This window comes from Anaplasma capra, from assembly GCF_025628805.1.
GTDB lineage: Bacteria > Pseudomonadota > Alphaproteobacteria > Rickettsiales > Anaplasmataceae > Anaplasma > Anaplasma capra.
The window spans coordinates 1-19,882 of the sequence record NZ_JAOTBG010000008.1; the positions used below are offsets into that span (position 1 = coordinate 1).

19 protein-coding genes and 2 rRNA genes are annotated in these 19,882 nt (G+C 49.4%); 10 read left to right on the forward strand and 11 right to left on the reverse strand.

The window, feature by feature from the left end; translation table 11 throughout:
- Window positions 1-197: 197 nt before the first annotated feature.
- Entirely contained in the window at window positions 198-764 is a 567-nt protein-coding gene (locus OC187_RS02765; protein ID WP_396124711.1) for a cell cycle transcriptional regulator TrcR, read from the reverse strand.
- A gap of 464 nt (window positions 765-1,228) precedes the next feature.
- Between OC187_RS02765 and rpmI the strand changes: the two genes are divergently transcribed.
- From rpmI to glmU, 5 genes are all read left to right on the forward strand, one after another.
- Entirely contained in the window at window positions 1,229-1,429 is a 201-nt protein-coding gene (rpmI, locus tag OC187_RS02770) for a 50S ribosomal protein L35 (protein ID WP_262998160.1), read from the forward strand.
- Window positions 1,430-1,446: 17 nt separating this feature from the next.
- Window positions 1,447-1,833, forward strand: coding sequence for a 50S ribosomal protein L20 (rplT, locus tag OC187_RS02775; protein ID WP_262998159.1), 387 nt, complete (start codon window positions 1,447-1,449; stop codon window positions 1,831-1,833).
- Window positions 1,814-2,875, forward strand: coding sequence for a phenylalanine--tRNA ligase subunit alpha (gene pheS / locus OC187_RS02780; protein WP_396124712.1), 1,062 nt, complete (start codon window positions 1,814-1,816; stop codon window positions 2,873-2,875). Before rplT ends, pheS begins: the two co-directional genes overlap by 20 nt.
- A 123-nt stretch (window positions 2,876-2,998) precedes the next feature.
- The gene (locus tag OC187_RS02785; protein WP_263008578.1) at window positions 2,999-3,691 is read left to right on the forward strand and encodes an SDR family NAD(P)-dependent oxidoreductase; all 693 of its coding nucleotides are present in this window, start codon (window positions 2,999-3,001) and stop codon (window positions 3,689-3,691) included.
- A gap of 178 nt (window positions 3,692-3,869) precedes the next feature.
- Entirely contained in the window at window positions 3,870-5,156 is a 1,287-nt protein-coding gene (gene glmU / locus OC187_RS02790; RefSeq protein ID WP_263008579.1) for a bifunctional UDP-N-acetylglucosamine diphosphorylase/glucosamine-1-phosphate N-acetyltransferase GlmU, read from the forward strand.
- Window positions 5,157-5,184: 28 nt separating this feature from the next.
- On the opposite strand, the gene rpsP is transcribed toward glmU, so the two are convergent.
- Window positions 5,185-5,469, reverse strand: coding sequence for a 30S ribosomal protein S16 (rpsP, locus tag OC187_RS02795; protein ID WP_262998156.1), 285 nt, complete (start codon window positions 5,467-5,469; stop codon window positions 5,185-5,187).
- 278 nt (window positions 5,470-5,747) lie between these two features.
- Here rpsP and OC187_RS02800 point away from each other — a divergent pair, with 278 nt between their 5' ends.
- A complete protein-coding gene (locus OC187_RS02800; RefSeq protein WP_262998155.1) occupies window positions 5,748-7,040 on the forward strand; it encodes an MFS transporter in 1,293 nt (430 codons plus the stop codon).
- A gap of 60 nt (window positions 7,041-7,100) precedes the next feature.
- Here the strand turns inward: OC187_RS02800 and OC187_RS02805 are convergent, their stop codons facing one another.
- Window positions 7,101-8,015, reverse strand: a complete 915-nt coding sequence (locus OC187_RS02805; RefSeq protein ID WP_263008580.1) for an AEC family transporter — start codon at window positions 8,013-8,015, stop codon at window positions 7,101-7,103.
- A gap of 113 nt (window positions 8,016-8,128) precedes the next feature.
- Window positions 8,129-8,446 (reverse strand): ETC complex I subunit, encoded by a 318-nt coding sequence (locus OC187_RS02810; RefSeq protein ID WP_317619169.1) that lies wholly within the window; start codon window positions 8,444-8,446, stop codon window positions 8,129-8,131.
- 55 nt (window positions 8,447-8,501) lie between these two features.
- Here OC187_RS02810 and xseB point away from each other — a divergent pair, with 55 nt between their 5' ends.
- On the forward strand, window positions 8,502-8,708 hold the full coding sequence (gene xseB / locus OC187_RS02815; protein ID WP_317619006.1) for an exodeoxyribonuclease VII small subunit: 207 nt from the start codon (window positions 8,502-8,504) through the stop codon (window positions 8,706-8,708).
- A 205-nt stretch (window positions 8,709-8,913) separates the two neighbouring features.
- Here the strand turns inward: xseB and trxA are convergent, their stop codons facing one another.
- The 4 genes from trxA to OC187_RS02835 all read right to left on the reverse strand — a co-directional run bounded on the left by trxA (window position 8,914) and on the right by OC187_RS02835 (window position 12,346).
- Window positions 8,914-9,249 (reverse strand): thioredoxin, encoded by a 336-nt coding sequence (gene trxA, locus OC187_RS02820; protein WP_262998152.1) that lies wholly within the window; start codon window positions 9,247-9,249, stop codon window positions 8,914-8,916.
- Window positions 9,250-9,271: 22 nt separating this feature from the next.
- The gene (virB9, locus tag OC187_RS02825; protein ID WP_262998151.1) at window positions 9,272-10,084 is read right to left on the reverse strand and encodes a P-type conjugative transfer protein VirB9; all 813 of its coding nucleotides are present in this window, start codon (window positions 10,082-10,084) and stop codon (window positions 9,272-9,274) included.
- 237 nt (window positions 10,085-10,321) lie between these two features.
- The gene (gene pdhA, locus OC187_RS02830; RefSeq protein ID WP_262998165.1) at window positions 10,322-11,278 is read right to left on the reverse strand and encodes a pyruvate dehydrogenase (acetyl-transferring) E1 component subunit alpha; all 957 of its coding nucleotides are present in this window, start codon (window positions 11,276-11,278) and stop codon (window positions 10,322-10,324) included.
- A 135-nt stretch (window positions 11,279-11,413) separates the two neighbouring features.
- Window positions 11,414-12,346, reverse strand: a complete 933-nt coding sequence (locus OC187_RS02835; protein WP_263008581.1) for an alpha/beta fold hydrolase — start codon at window positions 12,344-12,346, stop codon at window positions 11,414-11,416.
- Window positions 12,347-12,693: 347 nt separating this feature from the next.
- Between OC187_RS02835 and OC187_RS02840 the strand changes: the two genes are divergently transcribed.
- Both OC187_RS02840 and rrf read left to right on the forward strand, forming a co-directional pair.
- Window positions 12,694-15,475 (forward strand): 23S ribosomal RNA (locus tag OC187_RS02840).
- A gap of 82 nt (window positions 15,476-15,557) precedes the next feature.
- Window positions 15,558-15,672, forward strand: a 5S ribosomal RNA gene (gene rrf / locus OC187_RS02845).
- Window positions 15,673-15,942: 270 nt separating this feature from the next.
- On the opposite strand, the gene guaB is transcribed toward rrf, so the two are convergent.
- The 3 genes from guaB to rpmE form a co-directional block, all read right to left on the reverse strand.
- Entirely contained in the window at window positions 15,943-17,409 is a 1,467-nt protein-coding gene (guaB, locus tag OC187_RS02850; protein ID WP_262998149.1) for an IMP dehydrogenase, read from the reverse strand.
- Window positions 17,410-17,481: 72 nt separating this feature from the next.
- The gene (locus OC187_RS02855; protein ID WP_396124709.1) at window positions 17,482-18,303 is read right to left on the reverse strand and encodes an NAD kinase; all 822 of its coding nucleotides are present in this window, start codon (window positions 18,301-18,303) and stop codon (window positions 17,482-17,484) included.
- Window positions 18,300-18,521 (reverse strand): 50S ribosomal protein L31, encoded by a 222-nt coding sequence (rpmE, locus tag OC187_RS02860; RefSeq protein WP_262998147.1) that lies wholly within the window; start codon window positions 18,519-18,521, stop codon window positions 18,300-18,302. Before rpmE ends, OC187_RS02855 begins: the two co-directional genes overlap by 4 nt.
- A 359-nt stretch (window positions 18,522-18,880) precedes the next feature.
- Between rpmE and fabD the strand changes: the two genes are divergently transcribed.
- Window positions 18,881-19,882, forward strand: a complete 1,002-nt coding sequence (fabD, locus tag OC187_RS02865; RefSeq protein WP_262998146.1) for an ACP S-malonyltransferase — start codon at window positions 18,881-18,883, stop codon at window positions 19,880-19,882.

Below are 19,882 nucleotides of genomic sequence, written 5' to 3' on the forward strand. Positions count from 1 at the left end.
TCTTCAATTCACACAGATTCAGTATCCTCCCAACTCCATTGCTGGGGGGGCTTTCCATTCCTTTTTTTTCGGCTTCTGACTTTGGGGAAGAGGCCCTGGGCCTTCTTCTATTTTTGGTGAACACAAGGTTGACCTAACACGTTGCAATTCTCTAGTAGATATTGTGTAAGCCTCTAGAGACCCACAGGATCACGCACCTACGCTTCCTGATCTTGGACTCCCTCATTCATATTTCTGACTCTTCTCTCCCTTTCAGCTATCATTTGGGCTTTCATGATGGCCTCATCGAGATCAGCCTGCGTACACAGGCCAAGCAGAACTGGATCCCTAGGTTTAATGTTGCTCGAATTCCAATGCTCCTTATTCCTGACTGCAGCAATCGTGGCCTTAGTGGTGCCTATAAGCTTGGCTATCTGTGAATCGTGCATCTCAGCACAGTACTTAAGTATCCAACAAACCGCGTCAGGCTTATCTCTGCGCCTAGCTACGGGAGTGTATCTAGCACCCCTTCTTTTTGAGAGCTTACCGGTCGTCCCCCGGTGTGCAACCAGCTTCGGAATCCTAGCGGGATCCCTCTGGCATGCCTCTATCTCTTCCTTGGTAACCTGCCCCATGGCAACCGGATTGCACCCCACAACGCCCTTGGCAACTTCGCCATCAGCAATGCCCTTGACCTCAAGCAGATGCAAGCCGCAAAACTCAGCTATCTGCTCAAAAGTGAGGGCCGTGTTGTCCACCAACCACACAGCAACTGCCCTGGGCATCAACGGGGTACCATCATTGCTTGACGACATAATCCAAAGAATCTCCAAACTAACGAAACTGCACAGATCCCAACACTAGACCACAACCTCTAAGAATTGGTTAACCCCACAACATACGAGCACAGTCCGATCCAGGCCCAGCCATAGTACCACACGCGCCCTGTGTGTCAAGGACTTTCAGCCACCTTAAGGCATTTTAGGTTGCGTACCGTACCACAAAAAACACGTTTCACTATGCGATTTTACACATGTAGTACACTCGAAGTTTTTCTACACAGCAAACCTTATTCCAAAACAAATTGCCAAGATCGATAAGACCCGCAATTGCACCCGATTTAGTCGGTGGCATAGCGCATAAATGTTTCTGCCTCGTTTTAAAGTACGTTCCTGGAGGGGGTGCTCCCGCTTGACACTGTGCACACAAGGATATAACCTGTGCATTTGTTAGATAGGCATGGAGTTTTATGCCAAAATTGAAGACCAAATCTTCAGCCAAGAAAAGGTTTAAGGTCACGGCCAGCGGCAGGGTGATGTCAGCTCAGTCTACCAAGCGTCATGGTATGACTAAAAGGAGCAAGAGGAGCCTCAGGGCCCGCAGGGGCGTTGCGCCGATGAGTGCCCCAGATGCGCGCATTGTTGCGTCTTTCATGCCATATAGTTTTTGATATGGAGCGGGGGTTTTATGGCTAGGGTCAAACGTGGTGTCACCGCCAGGGCTAGGCACAAAAAGGTTGTTGCGCTTGCCAAGGGCTACAGGGGTAGGTCCAAGAACTGTTACAGGGCTGCTTTGCAGAGGCTCGAACGGGCTCTGGCTTACGCATATAGGGATAGGCGCAACCGTAAGCGCGACTTCAGGCGTTTGTGGATTGTACGTATAAACGCTGCTGCAAGGCAGTTTGGTGTGAAGTATTCTCAGCTTATCAAAGGTATGGCTACGTGTGGAATGGAGCTGGACAGGAAGATGTTGGCTGACATGGCTGTGAACGACAAGGCTGCTTTCGAGAAAGTAGTTGGCGCCGTTGCCAGTGCCTGTGGGTATACTTGTGCCGTTGATCAGCAAAATACTTAGCCTAAGTGAGGAAGCGGGGGCCCGCGTTGCTGACTGCGGTTCTGTAGAAGAGTTGAATTCAATACGGGCTCATTACATTGGAAGATCTGGTGTTTTAACTGCTCTGCTGCGTCAGGTTTCTGCTATACAAGATATGGACGAGCGTAAAGCCGTTGGGTCTGCGGCGAACGCTGCATGCTCGGAGCTTAAGCTGGTGATCCAAAATAGGGAGCTGCAGCTTGCTCGGGAGCAGATGAACTCGCGATTGGCTGGCGAGCGAGTGGATGTGACTCTGCCTTCAAGGCCCAGGATCTACGGCAAGATGCACCCGATTTCTGGAGTGATAAGGGAAATTAGGGGCATACTGAGTGAGCTAGGTTTTTCGATAGTTTACGGTCCTGAGCTGGAGGACGAGTTTCATGTTTTTGATGCGCTAAATACACCTGAGCACCACCCCGCCAGGGACAAAAATGACACGTTTTATATGGCGGAGAAGCTCAATGGCAACAGGGTGGTGTTGCGGACCCATACGTCATCGATGCAGATACGCGCCATGGAGAACAATCCCAGTCTTCCAATCAAGATTATATCTCCCGGTAGGGTCTATAGGAACGATTGGGATGCAACGCACAGTCCCATGTTTCACCAAGTGGAAGGGTTACTTGTTGGCAAGCACGTAACTATGGGACACCTGAAGTACTGCATAAATTACTTTCTTGGTAGGTTCTTCAGACGTGGTGTGGAAACCAGGATGAGGGCCAGCTTTTTCCCATTTACGGAACCATCTGCGGAAGTTGACGTGAAGAATGAACGGGGCAGCTGGGTTGAAGTGTTGGGTTGTGGCATGGTGCACTCCAAGGTGTTGGAGAACGTCAACATAGATCCCAGTGAGTATTGCGGATTTGCGTTTGGCATGGGCGTCGAACGAATGGCGATGCTGAAATACGGGATTACTGACCTTCGCAACTTCTATAGCAACAAACTAGAGTGGTTGAATCACTACGGTTTTTGTTTCACGGACATATTGGGGATGCCGCTTAGTGCTGCTGTGCGCACTCCCTAGCTACTTTTGTGGTGGTTTTGAGGTTGACCGCTGTTGCTTGGTAGGTTAAAACGTATGTGGTTCGGGGTGGTTGCCACGTCCAGGCCGCTTGTTTGTGTTCCGTCGCCGTAGATCGGCTGTGCCATGTGTAGAAGGGGTGTAATCATAACTGGAGCTGCGCGCAGAATTGGGCGAGCTATGGCTATCTTCCTTGCGGCCAGGCACGGTTATGACGTTGTGGTGCACTATAACCAATCGTGTAGTGAGGCACTAGACTTACAGGCTGTGATTCAAGAAATCTACGGTAGGCGGTGTCTGCTTTTTCAGTCTGATTTGCGCGACTTTGCATCACTTGATCGCCTCATTACTTATGCATTTTCGGAGATTCCACACTGCGACACGCTGATAAATAATGCCTCAGTTTTCTACACGAGCACCCTAAAGCAACTGTGTGAAAACGCGTTTGTGGAGAATTTTGATATACACGTGAAGGCGCCCGTGTTTCTCACACAATACTTTGCGCGCATGTGTACCGCCAAATGTGGGAAGGTAATCAACATTGTGGATACAAACATTACAAGAATCCGGACAAAGTATTTTGCGTACTTGCTGTCTAAGAAATCGCTAGCAGATTTTACCGAGATGGCCGCTGGGGAACTTACCGCGAATATTCAAGTGAACGCTATATGCCCGCCGAAAATTCCAGATCATGAGATTGATGATGTGCGATCACTAGAAAACATAGACAACGTTACATGCCTTAAGAATTTTTTGAGCGTTATTACCTCCTTGGTTGACCATAACAACATGCTAAGCGGGGAGCTAATACATATATAGACCGGTGCAACAATGAGGCCTTGCGTGCCTGTGTGTTGTAATACATATGGCACCGCAAGGGGCGCTCGGGTAAAGTGTTTCTCGGTTTCCGTACACGTTTGGTGTTTGTAAGGCATGGGAAATCTGGGGGAGGGCCGGGAAATTAGTGAATCCCGGCCGAATTGTTTATGAAGGGGTTATGGACATCGTAATACTTGCAGCAGGGCGTGGTAGCAGAATGCGTTCCACGACCCCAAAGGTTTTACACACACTGGGAAATATACCAGTAATAGAGCATGTGTTGCGACTTGCTGGTGAGTTATGCCCAGAACATGTCGTTATAGTGGTGAATGCTTTGACGAGCGATGCGATTACTGCGTTGGCAGAGAAGCACAATTTGAATTTCAAAAGTGTACTACAGGGAGAGGTGACTGGTACCGGAGGTGCGGTTTGCTCAGCATTAAAAGAGTTGCAGGGCTCTTCGGAAGAGGTTTTGCTAATACTGTATGGGGATACCCCACTGCTTAGCACAGTAACAATGCACCGTGTGCTTGATAAACTCCACGGAGGTGCGGGGATTGTTTTGGTAGCTTTTGAATCCTCGAATAGCCAATACGGTAGGATAGTGCCAAATGAGTCTGGGGGCGTCCTAAGAATTGGCAACGAACATGGTATCAACGGCCTTGCGGTTTCTGGTGCAATCGCTGGGCGGAAACAAGTGATTTCAGAGTTGCTGTGTGGCCTACCTCGCGCTGAGGGGGGCGAGCTCTACCTTACGGACATCGTGCAATCTGCTGTGGGCAAGGGCATAGAAGTTGACCATGTAGTTACAGACGAGCAGGAGGCGATGGGCATAAATACCCGGGAAGATCTTGCGGTAGCGGCGTCGCGTTTTCAGCGCATGAGAAGAGCTCACTTTTTGCGGTCGGGCGTGACCTTGGTGCTGCCTGATCAGGTATTTTTCTCTGCTGATACGCAAATAGCGCAGGACGTTATAGTGCATCCGTACGTTGTTTTTGGGTTGGGGGTCGCTATAGAGTCAGGAGCAGAGATCCTGCCTTACTCACATTTGGAATTTTGCCGCGTCAAAGAGCGCGCTCTGGTTGGCCCCTTTGCCAGAGTGAGGGGGCATTCGGTCATAGACCGGCACTGCATTGTGGGGAATTTTGTGGAAGTGAAAGAAAGCCACTTGGGTGAGATGAGTAAAGTAAAACACCTTAGTTATCTCGGGAACAGTACAATAGGTAGCAAGACCAACGTGGGGGCAGGAGCCGTAGTATGTAACTATGATGGCCGGAACAAGCACCACTCGAACATAGGAAGCGACTGCCTTGTGGGCGCGAATAGCACAATAATCTCTCCGGTGGACATAGGGGATAACTCGACTGTAGCTGCGGGTAGCGTGATCACAGAAGACCTACCGCCGCACAGCCTGGGCATTGCAAGGAGCAGCCAAATCACGAAACCGGGATATAAGCCAAAATAAAGAGCGACTCCACTAGCTTTGGTAGCGCCTAGGCAGTCTTAGACCCAGAGGGACTAGGATGCACTTCAACCAGGCCTTTCTTGATGAACCAGGAAACCCTATCTGTGGGTTGTGCCCCCACACTCAGCCAGTAACTTAACCTCTCGGCATCGATCTTTAGGAAGCCCGGCTCACCATACGGAACCATGGGATCGTAAAAGCCCACATGCTCAATGAACTTGCCATCCCTCCGAACCCTGGAATCAGACACCACCACTCTGTAGAATGGCTTTTTCTTGGCACCCAGCCTCATTAACCTTATCTTCACGGACATGTACTATCCAAGACCCCTTTCCAACCCAAGAGGCCCAGATTCTATCACTGTGGGGTGATGAGTCAAATTAAAATTTGCAACACCTGCTGACAGATTCAATATTTTGACATAGGATTGCAGTTCGGAGCCACGCGGTATCGTTAGGGGTGCACTGTTACCAAATCCGGTACAGCTGGGCTTCTAGCAGTTGTATGTTGTGTTAGTGTCAGGTTGGGGTGGCCTTCGAGCTACCCTGCGTGGGTCTGCAAAGGCTATGTGGCCAAGTTAATGGAGGTTTTATGGATAGAAAGGTAACAAAAGCTGTGCTGTCCACCATAATGTGTAATACGCTTGTGTGGTATGACTACATCCTATTTGGGAGCCTTGCCGGTACCATAGGCACGCTGTTTTTTCCGCAGGAAGATAAGTACTTGCAGCTGTTGAGCGGTTTTTGTGTATTTGCTGTAGGGTTCTGCATGCGCCCCTTTGGTGCAAGTGTATTCGGGCATATAGGTGATCGATATGGAAGAAGAGTGGCACTTATGCTCTCAATCATTGGTATGTCAGTGCCTGTGGGGTTTATGGCTATAGTCCCTACATATGCAAGTGCTGGGGTTCTCGCTCCTATACTGCTTGTGCTATGCAGGCTAGTACAGGGTGTGTCTCTTGGTGGGGAGGCTGGTAACGGTACGTTCTTGATAGAAAACTCCAAAAAAGGCAATACTGGGCTTTTTGGTAGCTTTGAAGTGCTGAGCGCAGTTCTGGGTTCCGTATTCGCTCTAGCTGTAAAAATTGTGGTAAGGCACTTCACTGGCGATGATTTTGGAGTGTGGGGTTGGAGGATACCTTTTATCGTCGGATTTGTTATAGGTGTTATAAGCATTTATGTGAGGGCAAAAACTGGTGAGAGTCCCGCGTATGAAGCACATTCTGAGAACAGGGACGAGGGCGCGGTTCTTACGGACGAATCCCCGGTGAGGCATTTATTCAAACACTACAAAAGGCCGTTGTTGTTGGCCATTGCCATAGACTGTGTGGAAAATTGCTCGTTTCACCTCTTTATGGTGTTCTTCATCAGCTTTGTCAGAGACTTCTCACCTTCGGTAGTTATTGGTCCTCAGGCAAGTGAGATCATAGAGATAGTGAACATCGTAATTAGCGGTATACTGACAGTTGCTTTTGGTGCGCTTTCAGATGTTCTGGGAAGGAAAAAGGTAATTGGCGGAGCCTCTATCACACTGTTGTTCATCGGCGTACCGGTGTTTTGGATGCTAAGCCAGGGCAGTGTCCTGTACGTAGGGTTAGGGTATTTGTTGTTCGCAGTGCCTTTTGCGGCAACTCTTGGTCCTGCGACTGCTGCAATGTCTGAGTTATTTCCAACCAAGGTGCGATATACTGGGTTTGGTATTGCCAGGAATGTCGCTGCTGCTATAGGTGGTGGCATCGCGCCAGCGCTGTGCACTTGGCTTATAAAAGTTACAGGCTGCAAGATTGCTCCTGGATTTTACGTGATGTTCTGGGCGATAGTTACACTTTTTGCGCTTTCTAGGATTAAGAAGGAGGACATACACAGAGACTGGTTGGAGGAGTAGGTAGGAGGAGCGCGAGTCTTTGGGATTGCGTAGGTGGTGAGTTTTGGTGCTGTGATTTGGTTAGTACAGCAGTAGCGATATCATGAAGGGGACGTAGAATATTCCTATTACGGTACTAACTAATAGCATCATGGCGGCCATGTCTGGCTTGTAGTTAAGCATGGAAGCCAGTATCACCCCTGTACTTGATATTGGTACGATTGCCAGGAGAATAAGCGCCTGATATGTCTGGCTGTTATACAGGCGTGGCCCCTCGCGATCCAGAAAAATTAGCATTAATATTAAGAGTGGCCACACGACGTATTTTATCAATACTGTGAGTGCCATGAGTTTCCAGTTGATTGAGAAGTCCTTTATATTCGCTATTGATATGCCCAGCAGCATGGTACCTAGAATCATGTACGTGCTTGCAAGGTCTGCAGATACGTTGAGCAGAAACTCTGGCACCCGCACCTTAAAGTGGTTACAGATTAGTGCTGCCACCGCTGCATGTAGCGTTGGCAGCACTATAAGCTTCCTCAGACATTGCTGGGGCGTATATAGCCCATGGGTCACTATATAGAAGCCGAAACTATTTTCAAAGAAGAGCATACCCACGTAACATAGTAAGTATACAGAAACCGTGCTCTCATCAAACAAGGCTATCGCTACGGGAAGGCCGAAAAACCCCATACCAGAACTTCCCGAGCTGAAGGCCAGCATGTTCCTTGTGTAATCCCTAAATGCTAGTGATGATATGCTGTACACTACCAGTGACATTGCACAGCAGATAATAAACGTTACGACCGGTAACGACACATACTCCGGCGTGATGTTTATCTTAAGTATGCCAAAAAATACTACCGTGGGTCCCACCGCGTAGAACAGTACATTGCCTATGGTAGAGCTGTCCAGCTTAACAGCCCTGCCCGCCACAAATCCTAGAAAGATTGTTGTGTATATAGGCAATACCTTAAGCATCAGAGCAAAGAACATACGAGCACTTCCAAACTACAGGGCGAGCACGGGACCACGCGCGTAGGTACTTTAACACAAGTCGTAAGCCTCTCACAACAGATTTAGTAGATTTGCAACGTGCGCGAGAAGGCCTACAACCCCCTATTCTTCGAAAAGTTTTCTGAGTAAGATTTGGGTTTTTTCCTAACGGTTTGGTCAGGCAATATGACATACGTTATGCCATGAGCTTTTGCGTATGATACAGCATCCTCCTTATTCTGAAACTGCAGTCTAACCTGTTGTGCTGTATCCTTAGAACCAACCCACCCCATTAGCGAATCCTTATATTGTGAACGTGAGGGCTCAAACTCTATGCACCATAGGTCACTTCTATGGATGCCAGACTGCATAACGTTTCTGGAAGGTCGATGTATCCTGGCCACGACAGGCGCTCTTACACTATGGGACACTTGTAATCACCAGCGAAGGGGTTAAGATTACAGCAGCGTAGCAGTTATTTGGCAAATGTCTATGAATAATGGAGGTAAGTTTGAGGAAGCTGTTCGGGAGCTGGAGCGCATTGTAGAGGAACTTGAATCTGGTAACGTGTCGCTCGATAGGAGCGTCGAATTGTACAATAGGGGTAGGGAGCTACATAAGTATTGTGACGGTATCATAAAGGATATAGCACTCAAAATTGAGTCCCTAGATGGAGAGAAACTCGGTGAATAAGCTGTGAATACCGCTTTGGCGAGCTTGCTGCTTGCTACCACATGTTTCCTGGCTGTTGTTACTATAGATCTGCGGGGCGACTACGACCGAATGCCCGAGACAGCGGTGACGGGGCGCCTGCCAGAGTCCTCGCCGCGCTCCTTTCCAAATCACTGAGCTGTTTCCGCCTCTCTCTGTAGACGAGCCCAACAGGCCCCACCCACTTTTATGTGCTGCCTCCCACGGCACTGTCTATCGTCAGAACAAGTTGCTGCAAGTCTGCGCCGACAACTCTAGACAGCTCCTTTCCTTCGGAGAAAATTATTAACGTGGGTACCGCACTCACCCCATATTGCACTGGAACATCCTGACTGCTCTGGACGTTCAGTTTGTAAACCTTGAGCTTGCCGGTGTATTTCTGAGCTAATTTCTCAAGTTGTGGCCCGAGGGCAACGCAAGGCCCACACCACGGAGCCCAGAAGTCCACAAGGACCAAGCCACTACCGTCACAGACCTTCTGAGCAAAATCAGAGTCACTAACCTCTACAATATCGGACGACATAAAAACCTCAAACGAGAAACTGCTACTCGCGCCCCCTTCGTCGTACTGCGGAAACGGCCCGGTACATCTTCTCGTTGAACACGCAAGCGGTACTAGAGCCGTATCTCAATGTGAAAGCTGGAGCTACACGCTCCACAACCACATAGTCACCAACAACCCTGAAGTTCACGAGGGATTCATACCCCTCAGAGTCCACATTGAATATGGAGGGCAGATCCCCATTAACGTCGGAAAACTGCATGTAAGTGAACCTACGGTCATCAAACACTCTTAGGGGGACAATCCCGGAAGAACCAGCGGAATGAGACACAGAATACTCAAAGTTCAAGCCCTTTTTGGCGACCTCGGGATCGCTCAGATCTGGTACATCGTTCTGGTATGTAGGGAATGAAACCCCGCCGCTTGAATCAGGTGCTGAGGCGCCGATGCCTTCCGTAGTTGGATACACAAACCTCACCTCATACGCGAGTCTGGGATCGTCGAGCCCAGCGGCCTCCTCAGCGTGCAACTCAAAATAATACACGCGCCTGTTTGTGATTATGGTAACGTTAGTATCAGCGTTGTCCCCTACAGGTTTTATGAACAGCCTGTTTTCCTTAGGTACGAGCTGCCAACCGGTCGAATCCCCCATGGAGACGGTGTCTATGACCTCTCCAGCTTCAAAAAGTATACTGGACTGGTACCCATAAAACCCCGTGTATTTGTGTATGGACTGGGGATTGAAATTCATAATCTTTATGTGGTCATCAGCAGCCATAGAGCGCGGCTCCTGCTTACCGAAAGCAGCCGAGCTATACAGCAACGCTATAACACAGACCATGCAAGCCTTTCTCATAAGCTACGGTATAAACAAACACCCTGGCTAAGTCTAGCACTAATGTGCCAATCTGCAACCAATCAATAGAAAAAATTGCATTAATTTGCTGTATGCATTGCGAAACAAACCAATTTTCGGGTGTGGCTGCCACTCAGTGCGACACAACCGGATTCCGTACACATCTTTTTTATGTCGTTGCACAATTGTCCGAGCAGACGCGGCAAACGCTTAACCTTGGTAGGAGTCTTTCGTCTATCACTTGTATACGTCTGTGTATAGCTCTGTGACTGGAGGTTCGGGACTGCTCTGAGCGAATTCCACAGCTTCATTAACTTCTCCACGCACTTCTGTCTCGAAGTCTTCTAATGTGCTTTCGGGTGTAATCGAATGCTTAAGTATGTATTCCCTTAACCGACATAGTGGATCCCTCTTATCTCTTACCTCTTCAACTTCCTGCCTGGTTCTATACTTTGCTGGGTCAGACATTGAATGCCCCCTAAAACGGTAAGTTTTCATCTCAAGTAAGATAGGACCATGTCCCTTTCTACATTGCTCTGCAGCGTTTTCCGCTTCCTCGATTACGGCGAAAACATCCATGCCGTCAACCTGGCGACCCGGTACCCCGCATCCCTCCCCGCGCTTGTAAAGCTCGGGAACAGATGAGGATCTTGTAACAGCGGTGCCCATGGCGTACTCGTTGTTTTCGACCACGTATACCACCGGTAATTTCCATAATGCTGCCATGTTGAGGGACTCATAAACCTGCCCCTGGTTCATTGCACCGTCGCCGAGGCAGGTAAATACCACTCCATTGCTCTTGTTGTACTTTTCAGCGAAGGCGATGCCCGTTCCTATGGGCACCTGCGCACCTACAATGCCGTGTCCGCCGAAGAAATTCTTTTTCACATTGAACATGTGCATAGAGCCTCCCTTGCCCTTTGAGCACCCAGCTGCCTTTCCCATGAGTTCTGCCATCACGCTTTTAGCACTCTCTCCCGAAGAGAGCATAAACCCATGTTCCCTGTAGCTGGTCACCACTGAGTCTCCGCTACTCAGCACGTTTTTTAGACCTATTGCTATCGCTTCTTGCCCTATGTATAGATGGCAAAATCCGCGTATGAGGCCCATTCCATACAGCTGGCCGACCTTTTCTTCGAACCTGCGCATCAGCAGCATATCACGGTAAGACTTAACCACCTGCTCATCAGGCATTGCTGAACGATGCTTGCCCTTACTCACAATAGATATACCTACGCACCACAACAGGGTCCGTTACTACCTCGTAAAGAGACAGTTTTCAAGGTATTTTAGCTCCACCGAAACGCTGCAGAGTACCACCCCAGGCTGCTAGTTTGCCCTTACGAAATGCTCAACAGCTTTTATCCGGCTTTCTGCCATGAGTGTTGGTGCATGCCCTATCCCCGGGTACTCTATGCAGGTTATATGCTGGCGAGATTGCAACATTCTTTGCAAAATATCTTGGGTTAGAAGGTCGGAATTTTCGCCCCTAAGCACCAAAATCTCACCACATTGGACCCTTTGCCATACGTCCCAGATTTCCCAGTGGCCACCCACTTGCTGTGCGTCAAGGGCTTGCTGTACTTCAAGGGCAAGCTGGATACCAATACCAGGGTCCAAGGTTAGGGCATATCCGCCGCCTTCTTTCTCCATCACTCTGTTTTGTGCCAAGTGGTCCCAGTGCTCCTCCTTTTCCACGCCGAAATGACGCAGCACGGTTTTCAAATACGGCTTTACCTGCCCTTTGTCACTAAACGTGGGAAGTCGAGTCATAAGTTCAACAAGTGCCTTCAGTGGCTTTTCCTCAATACATGGGCCTATGTCGTTCAAGATCAATTTCTTGATTTTCAGTGCGTTGTGAAAATGCGCTGCTAGGAACATAGCGATGAGCCCCCCCATTGAGGTACCCAGATAGTTGCACTCTTTGATGTTGAGGTGCTTTGCCAGGTGTAATACACCGACGCAATATGTGTTGTAGTTGTAGTGTGAGTGGTCATTAAGCCATGAACTCTTGCCCCGGCCAACTACGTCTATTGATACCACAGGGAAATCATTTATGGCGCGACCCAGATAGTCGAAACATGCGGAATTTCCAGCCATGCCGTGCACACATATAAGCGGCGTAGACTCACCTAGAGTCTCCGGGTTATATACCTTGTAGTACATGTGATAGTCCTCCTTGAACGGGACTAGAATTCTGTCTTCTAATACGGAAACCACTGGTGCCTCTCTGCTCATCAGGTAAGGAATTTCGGTTAGCATACCAACAACTTTGGTTGTGCACAATTTTTTACTGGTTGGTATACTGCTTATCGCTGGTTATGTCCTCGAAGTTGAAATTTTGGGTGTTGCGGCAAAGCTCAGGCAAGTCAAGTGAGCCAAGACAGAATAGGAAAAAATTAAAGTAATTTGTTGACACTATTCGCGTTCTTAGTTAAGAATTGTGACTCTATGGAGCCCCTGGCCCTTGCGGTTTGTGGCTCGATGGTTGACAAGTTAGTAGAAAGATCAATGGTAGGGATTGTCCTCTCTGAGGATGATCTCGATTCGATTAGCTGATAAAGTATAAAAAGTTGTGCAGTCTTGGTACTGCACGTATCGCTACGAATGAACAAACAAGAAAGAGCACTTGATGGATGCCTTGGCGCTAAGAGGTGATGAAGGACGTGGTAGGCTGCGATAAGCTGCGGGGAATTGTCAACGAGTTTTGATCCGCAGATGTCCGAATGGGGAAACCCGGCTGATTTATTAGCCATTGCATGCTGAATACATAGGTATGCAAGACAAACCCGGTGAACTGAAATATCTAAGTAGCCGGAGGAAAGGAAATCAAATGAGACTCCGCTAGTAGTGACGAGCGAACGCGGACCAGGTCTGTGGTCTGTGATTAGAAACTGGAATGCCTTGGAAAAGGTAACCGTAGTGGGTGATAGTCCCGTACAGGTAAGAAGGTTGCAGATCCTTGAGTAGGGCGGGGCACGTGAAACCCTGTCTGAATTTAGGGGGACCATCCTCTAAACCTAAGTACTCCTTAGCGACCGATAGTGAACAAGTACCGTGAGGGAAAGGTGAAAAGAACCCCGGTGAGGGGAGTGAAATAGAACCTGAAATCGAGTGCTTACAACCAGTTGGAGCCTGCCAGGCAGCACAGCTTGCTGTGCCGTCTGTCCGGGTGACAGCGTACCTTTTGCATAATGGGTCAGCGAGTTAATCTGTTGAGCAAGCTTAAGCCGTTAGGTGTAGGCGTAGCGAAAGCGAGTCTGAATAGGGCGCCTTAGTTCAATGGATTAGACCCGAAACCAAGTGATCTAGCCATGGCCAGGTTGAAGGTGTAGTAAAGTACATTGGAGGACCGAACCTGTTACTGTTGCAATAGTATTGGATGAGCTGTGGCTAGGGGTGAAAGGCCAATCAAACTTGGAAATAGCTGGTTCTCCGCGAAATCTATTTAGGTAGAGCGTTGTACTATAAGTTACCGGGGGTAGAGCACTGAATGGACTAGGGAGACTCATCCTCTTACCAAATCCAATCAAACTCCGAATACCGGATAACTGTTCTACAGCAGACACACTGCGGGTGCTAAGTCCGTGGTGGAAAGGGAAAGAGCCCAGATCGCCGTCTAAGGTCCCAAAGTTATGGCTAAGTGTGGAAGGAGGTGAGAAGACCAATACAGCTAGTAGGTTGGCTTAGAAGCAGCCACCCTTTAAAGAAAGCGTAACAGCTCACTTGTCTAAATAAGTCTTCTTGCGCCGAAGATGTAACGGGGCTAAAGCCATACGCCGAAGACGCGAGTGTCCGGCTTGCCGGGCGCGGTAGCGGAGCGTTTCGTAAGCCTGTGAAGGTGGCCCGTGAGGGTTGCTGGAGGTATCGAAAGTGAGAATGCTGACATGAGTAGCGTAAAGGAGTGTGAAAACCACTCCCGCCGAAAACCTAAGGTTTCCTGTGTTAAGTCAATCTGCGCAGGGTTAGTCGGACCCTAAGGCGAGGCCGTAAAGGAGTAGTCGATGGGAATCAGGTTAATATTCCTGAACCTTTTAAGCGTGACGGATCTTGTGCAGTGCGTGTCTTATTGGATTGACGCGTGCTTTAAAGAGGTCCCAGGAAATAGCGCTTAAGCTAATAAGTCCGTACCGTAAACCGACACCGGTAGGTGGGTAGAGTATACTTAGGCGATTGAGAGAACGATGCTGAAGGAACTCGGCAAATTGCACCTGTAACTTAGGGAGAAGGGTGACCTGTGGGTGGGCAACCATCTATGGGTGGCACAGAGCAGGGGGTAGCGACTGTTTACTAAAAACACAGGGCTCTGCGAACACGTAAGTGGAAGTATAGGGCCTGACGCCTGCCCGGTGCTGGAAGGTTAATATGAGGGGTGAGAGCTCCGAGTTGAAGCCCCAGTAAACGGCGGCCGTAAAACTGACGGTCCTAAGGTAGCGAAATTCCTTGTCGGGTAAGTTCCGACCCGCACGAATGGCGTAACGATTTCCCCGCTGTCTCCAGCATCGACTCAGCGAAATTGAATTCCCCGTGCTGATGCGGGGTACCCGCGGTTAGACGAAGAGACCCCGTGCACCTTTACTATAGCTTTACATTGGTGTTAGGGATGCGATGTGCAGGATAGGTGGGAAACTTTGAAGCTGGGGCGCCAGCCCCGGTGGAGTTGTCCTTGAGATACCACCCTTTGTGTTCTTGGCATCTAACTACGCTCCATTTTTCTGGAGCTAGGACATTGTATGGTGGGTAGTTTGACTGGGGCGGTCGCCTCCTAAAGAGTAACGGAGGCGTGCGACGGTAGGCTAGAGCTGGTCGGAAATCAGCTTTTATAGTACAATGGCAGAAGCCTGCCTGACTGCGAGGCCGACGGGCCGAGCAGAGACGAAAGTCGGTCATAGTGATCCGGTGATTCCGTATGGAAGGGTCATCGCTCAACGGATAAAAGGTACGCCGGGGATAACAGGCTTATGGTGTCCAAGAGTTCATATCGACGACACCGTTTGGCACCTCGATGTCGACTCATCACATCCTGGGGCTGGAGCAGGTCCCAAGGGTTCGGCTGTTCGCCGATTAAAGTGATACGTGAGTTGGGTTTAGAACGTCGTGAGACAGTTCGGTTTCTATCTTCCGTGGGCGTTGGAAATTTGAGAGGATCTGACTCTAGTACGAGAGGACCGAGTTGGACATACCTCTGGTGTACCAGTTGTTGTGCCAACAGCATAGCTGGGTAGCTAAGTATGGACGGGATAATTGCTGAAAGCATCTAAGCGAGAAACCCCCCTCAAGATTAGATTTCCCCATTAGGGCCGTGAGAGACTATCACGTTGATAGGCTGGATGTGTAAGTGCGGTAACGTATTTAGCTAACCAGTACTAATAGCCCGATTGGTTTATTCATTTGTTGGTACGTGTAGTTACAAGACTGCACCAACTTTTTGCCTTTATCTAAATCTTTCTACTAGCTTGGCTGTGGCCGTTTGGCTGGTGGTTATGGCGGGAGTGGAACACCCGGTAACATTCCGAACCCGGAAGTTAAGCCTCCTAGCGCCTGTGGTACTTTGTCTTAAGACACGGGAGAGAGGGTCGCTGCCAGCCTTTGGTCATCCCCGCCGGGATTTTGCGCGCTTCGCGACGCGGCCGGCATCTTGGTTTTTCCGGGAATTGTTGGTTGGTTTGGGCTGGGGCCAGAGGTGTGGGGGTTTGTCGTAAGCCTGCGCAACTCACTCTGGTAAGCCGCTGCTAGTTGTGGCATAAGTTAAGCACTCGTTGCGCTGTGTGTGCCTCAGAACCGCAAGTACGAGACATTCTGTTCGTTATGGAAGCCCCAAGCGTCGTTCTCCACGAGATCTACTGCGGTGAGTCTGATCAGTCTTTTTGAAACTGAGAATATGGGTGATAATTTGGAGTTTCTCTAGTAATCGCTACTCCATGTACATGGCTTTCATGTAGCCCTGCAGCCGTTATTACAATAAACTGACAATTTTCCTTCATAGATTCTATGTCCTTATTGCCTGTGTACCCCATGGAGGATCTTAGGCCTCCCACTAGCTGATATATAACTTCGGATGCTGCGCCCTTGAAGGGTACCCTGCCCTCTACGCCTTCTGGTATGAATTTCCCACTACCTTCCTGGAAGTACCGTCCGCCACTTCCGCTTTTCATCGCAACCAAGGATCCCATGCCTCTGTAGCACTTATACGCTCGCCCGTTGTATATCATAATGTCTCCCGGGCTTTCATCCGTGCCAGCAAAAATGGAGCCTATCATCACCACGTCGGCTCCAGCTGCTATAGACTTTGCTATATCCCCGGAGTATTTTATACCTCCGTCCGCAATCACTCTCACACCGGTGCCCTTGCACGCCTTTGCTACGTTTCTGATGGCTGAGAACTGCGGCACTCCTACACCAGTGACAATCCTCGTAGTACATATGGATCCGGGTCCTATCCCGACTTTAACCGCGTCAACTCCGGCCTCGATCAAAGCGTAAGCCCCCGCTGCGGTGGCAACGTTTCCACCCACTACCTGCGCATCTGGGTACAAAGCCTTGATTTCCCTTACTGTCTGGATCACTCGTGCTGAGTGACCATGGGCAGTATCTATCACTATAACGTCGGCTTCTGCCTGTATTAGGGCCTCAGCACGCTCTATGCCCTCTTTGCTTCCGGTTCCCACGGCTGCGGCCACTCTCAGCCTAGCTTTTTTATCTTTGCAAGAGTTCGGAAAACGGTTAAACCTCTCAATATCCCTTACGGTTATCAAGCCGATACAGCAGCCGTGTTCGTCAGTTACTATGAGCCTTTCTATCCTATGTTTGTGGAGGAGCTTAGTGGCTTCGGATTGGCTAACACCCTCGCGTACGGTTACCAAGTCTGTACTTGTCATTATATCACTTACTTTGCAGTTCTTGTTCTCAACAAAGCGGACATCCCTGTTTGTTAGTATCCCTACCAACTTGTTTTGCTGAGCGGTGACGACTGGTATTCCCGAGTAACCGTGCTTCTTCATCACTGACAGTGCCGCGCTGAGCGTAGAGTCAGGAGAGACTGTTACGGGGTTGCTCACTATCCAACTTTCATGTTTTTTGACCTTTTGTACTTCGGCAACCTGGCGCTCCACAGACAAGTTCTTGTGGATACACCCCATGCCCCCGTGTTGTGCCACTGATATTGCAAGCTTAGACTCGGTAACAGTGTCCATGGCAGCGGACATTATAGGGATGCGTAACTTCACGCTATTTGTGACATAAGTTGCAACATCCGCGTCGGCTGGGAGCACGTCAGATTCCGCAGGGACAATCAAAACATCGTCAAACGAGTAGGAAACTTCCACAAGCGCCTTAGCTAATCTGCACCGCTGATTATAGAATTTTTGGTGGATGTGCGCAACAGTGTCACTTATGTGCTAAGCCATAAACTGTTCCGCGATGGTTCTTTCTTCAAGTCTATGCTCTGGATCAAACATGAGTGTGACCTTTGCGTTGTTATCCTGCCGTATTCTGACACTTGCTATATTACGAAACTCCGTATAGTCTGCTACTGCACTGACCAAACGGACTTCCGGAGCGAGTGCGTCAATCTCCACTAGTGAGTCATTAGGTAGCAACGCTCCACGCCATCTTCTAGGCCTAAAGGAATTAATTGCAGTTAGGCACACTATGTTCGAACTGAAGGGCAGTATAGGCCCTCCCGCAGAGAAATTATACGCCGTGCTCCCTGCCGGACTAGAGACCATTATGCCGTCGGATACCAGCTCCTCCATAGCTGTTTTGCCATTGATTTTTATCCTAAGCTTTGCTGCTTGATGTGTGCCGCGAAACAAAGAAACTTCGTTTACTGCTATTGCACTGTGCACATTACCGTGTATATCCAGCGCCTCCATCCGCAGCAGGGGCAACTCAGCGGCGACTGCATTTTCGATTCTGTAAGGTAAACTGCCATCGGAACAATGATTCAGCAAGAACCCAACGGTACCGTGCCCAACGCCATACACTGGCACATTCCTGCCAGGGTCTATTATGTAGTTGTGCAAGCTATGCAACATGAAGCCGTCGCCCCCCACAACTACGAGTAAGTCTACAACGGAATTCGGACTCTCTGCCAGGCTGACTACACCGTAAAAATTATGCAGGCAGCTGATTTTTTGCTTCTCAACAGGGCCAGCGGCCATGTAGCCTACGGTCTTGTATTTGCAACCAGTAGGTAAGACAGCGCTACGCACACTCACAAGTCGCCAAATTTACTGAGAAATCTAGCAGCCCTGCTGTTCTTTTTACTGCTCACTCTAAGCCCAGGGTTCCAAGCGGGGTGATTAAACACATCGCTCTCAAGGTGCACCTTGACCATTTCGTCAGGCTTCCCGCATGTGGAAAGCATTTCGCGCTGCTCGCCATTTGTGAAAACTACTGTAATCGGATAAACTTCAGGATGTATGCCCTTTTTCATGACCTACGGACCTCTTAATTGGTAAGTTAATTAAAGTCAGACGCGACCGCTGGATGGTAACAGGGAAGTATGCTTCTGTCAATTGTGCAGAGTTATGAGTCATGCTAGGTCGTATTTTTTTTAGTGCTATAGCGCACGTTGATTCGATTCAGCGCGCGCAACCGCGCTCCTGGCCGGTTGCGAGGCTACGCCCAAAGGAGGCTACTGCACGTCGAAAACTACCAGTGAGCGTGCTATACGGGGTTTACACGGTCATGACCGTGTAAGCGTGCAGAGCGGCGAGTCACCGCACACTACGTTGTGGTTTACAAAATAGCTTTGACTACCATGGCGGTGTGAGCAATAATTGTGTGTGTACCATGAAGGCTCCCGGGGGCGCTTTGTCCGTTGTATTAATGTTTCCTGGCCAGGGCTCGCAGTTTGTTGGCATGGGTAGGGAGGTTTACTATAGTTCCGTTGCCGCTCGTAGTGTGTTCCATGAAGTGGATGAGATTCTGGGTAGGCACCTTTCTAGGATAATCTTCCAAGGGCCTGAGGAGGCCCTAACCTCGACCTGCAATGCTCAACTTGCGCTGATGACTGTGTCGATTGCGCTGGTTCGGGCGCTGGAGGAGAACTTGGGTGGTTGTATCACCGATGTTGTTGAGTATGTTGCGGGTCATTCGGTGGGGGAGTATGCAGCCTTGCATGTTGCAGGGGTTCTTGGGTTGCCCAGCGTCGCAAAGTTGCTAGATGTTAGGGGTAAAGCCATGCGCAGGGCGGAGTCCCTGTGTTGCGGTGGAGGTATGGCTGCCCTGATCGGTGGTGATCTGAGCGATGTTGAATCTGTTGTTGAGCGTGCCTCTGTGTACGGCGTGTGTGAAATTGCAAACGATAACTGCGTAGGTCAGGTGGTAGTTAGCGGTGTTGAGGATGCACTGCAGCAGCTGCCTAAGTTAATTGAGGGAACGGATATAAGAAAAGTAGTGCGGCTGCGTGTTAGCGGTCCGTTTCACTCATCTCTGATGCGGTTGGCTTGTGATGAGATTAGTGGCTTTGTTGAGCAGCTGGAGATGCATGAGCCAAAAGTTGGTGTTGTTTTCAACGTTTCCGCTTCTGCTAGTTACGACTGCGGCGCTATCAAGGACTTAATAGTGCGGCAGGTCGTCGGCAGGGTTAGGTGGCGAGAGAGTATTGAGTATCTGGTAAAGCGGGGGTGCGTTAAGTTTGTAGAGGTAGGACCAGGCCAAGTGCTCACTGGGCTGCTCAAGAGGATAGATAGGTCCGTCAGCGGATTTAACGTTGATTCCATGGAGTCCATACGCGCCAGTTGTGCTGGTGTTCTGAGTTCAGAAAAGTTCGCTGAGAGTAGTTCTGGGTAG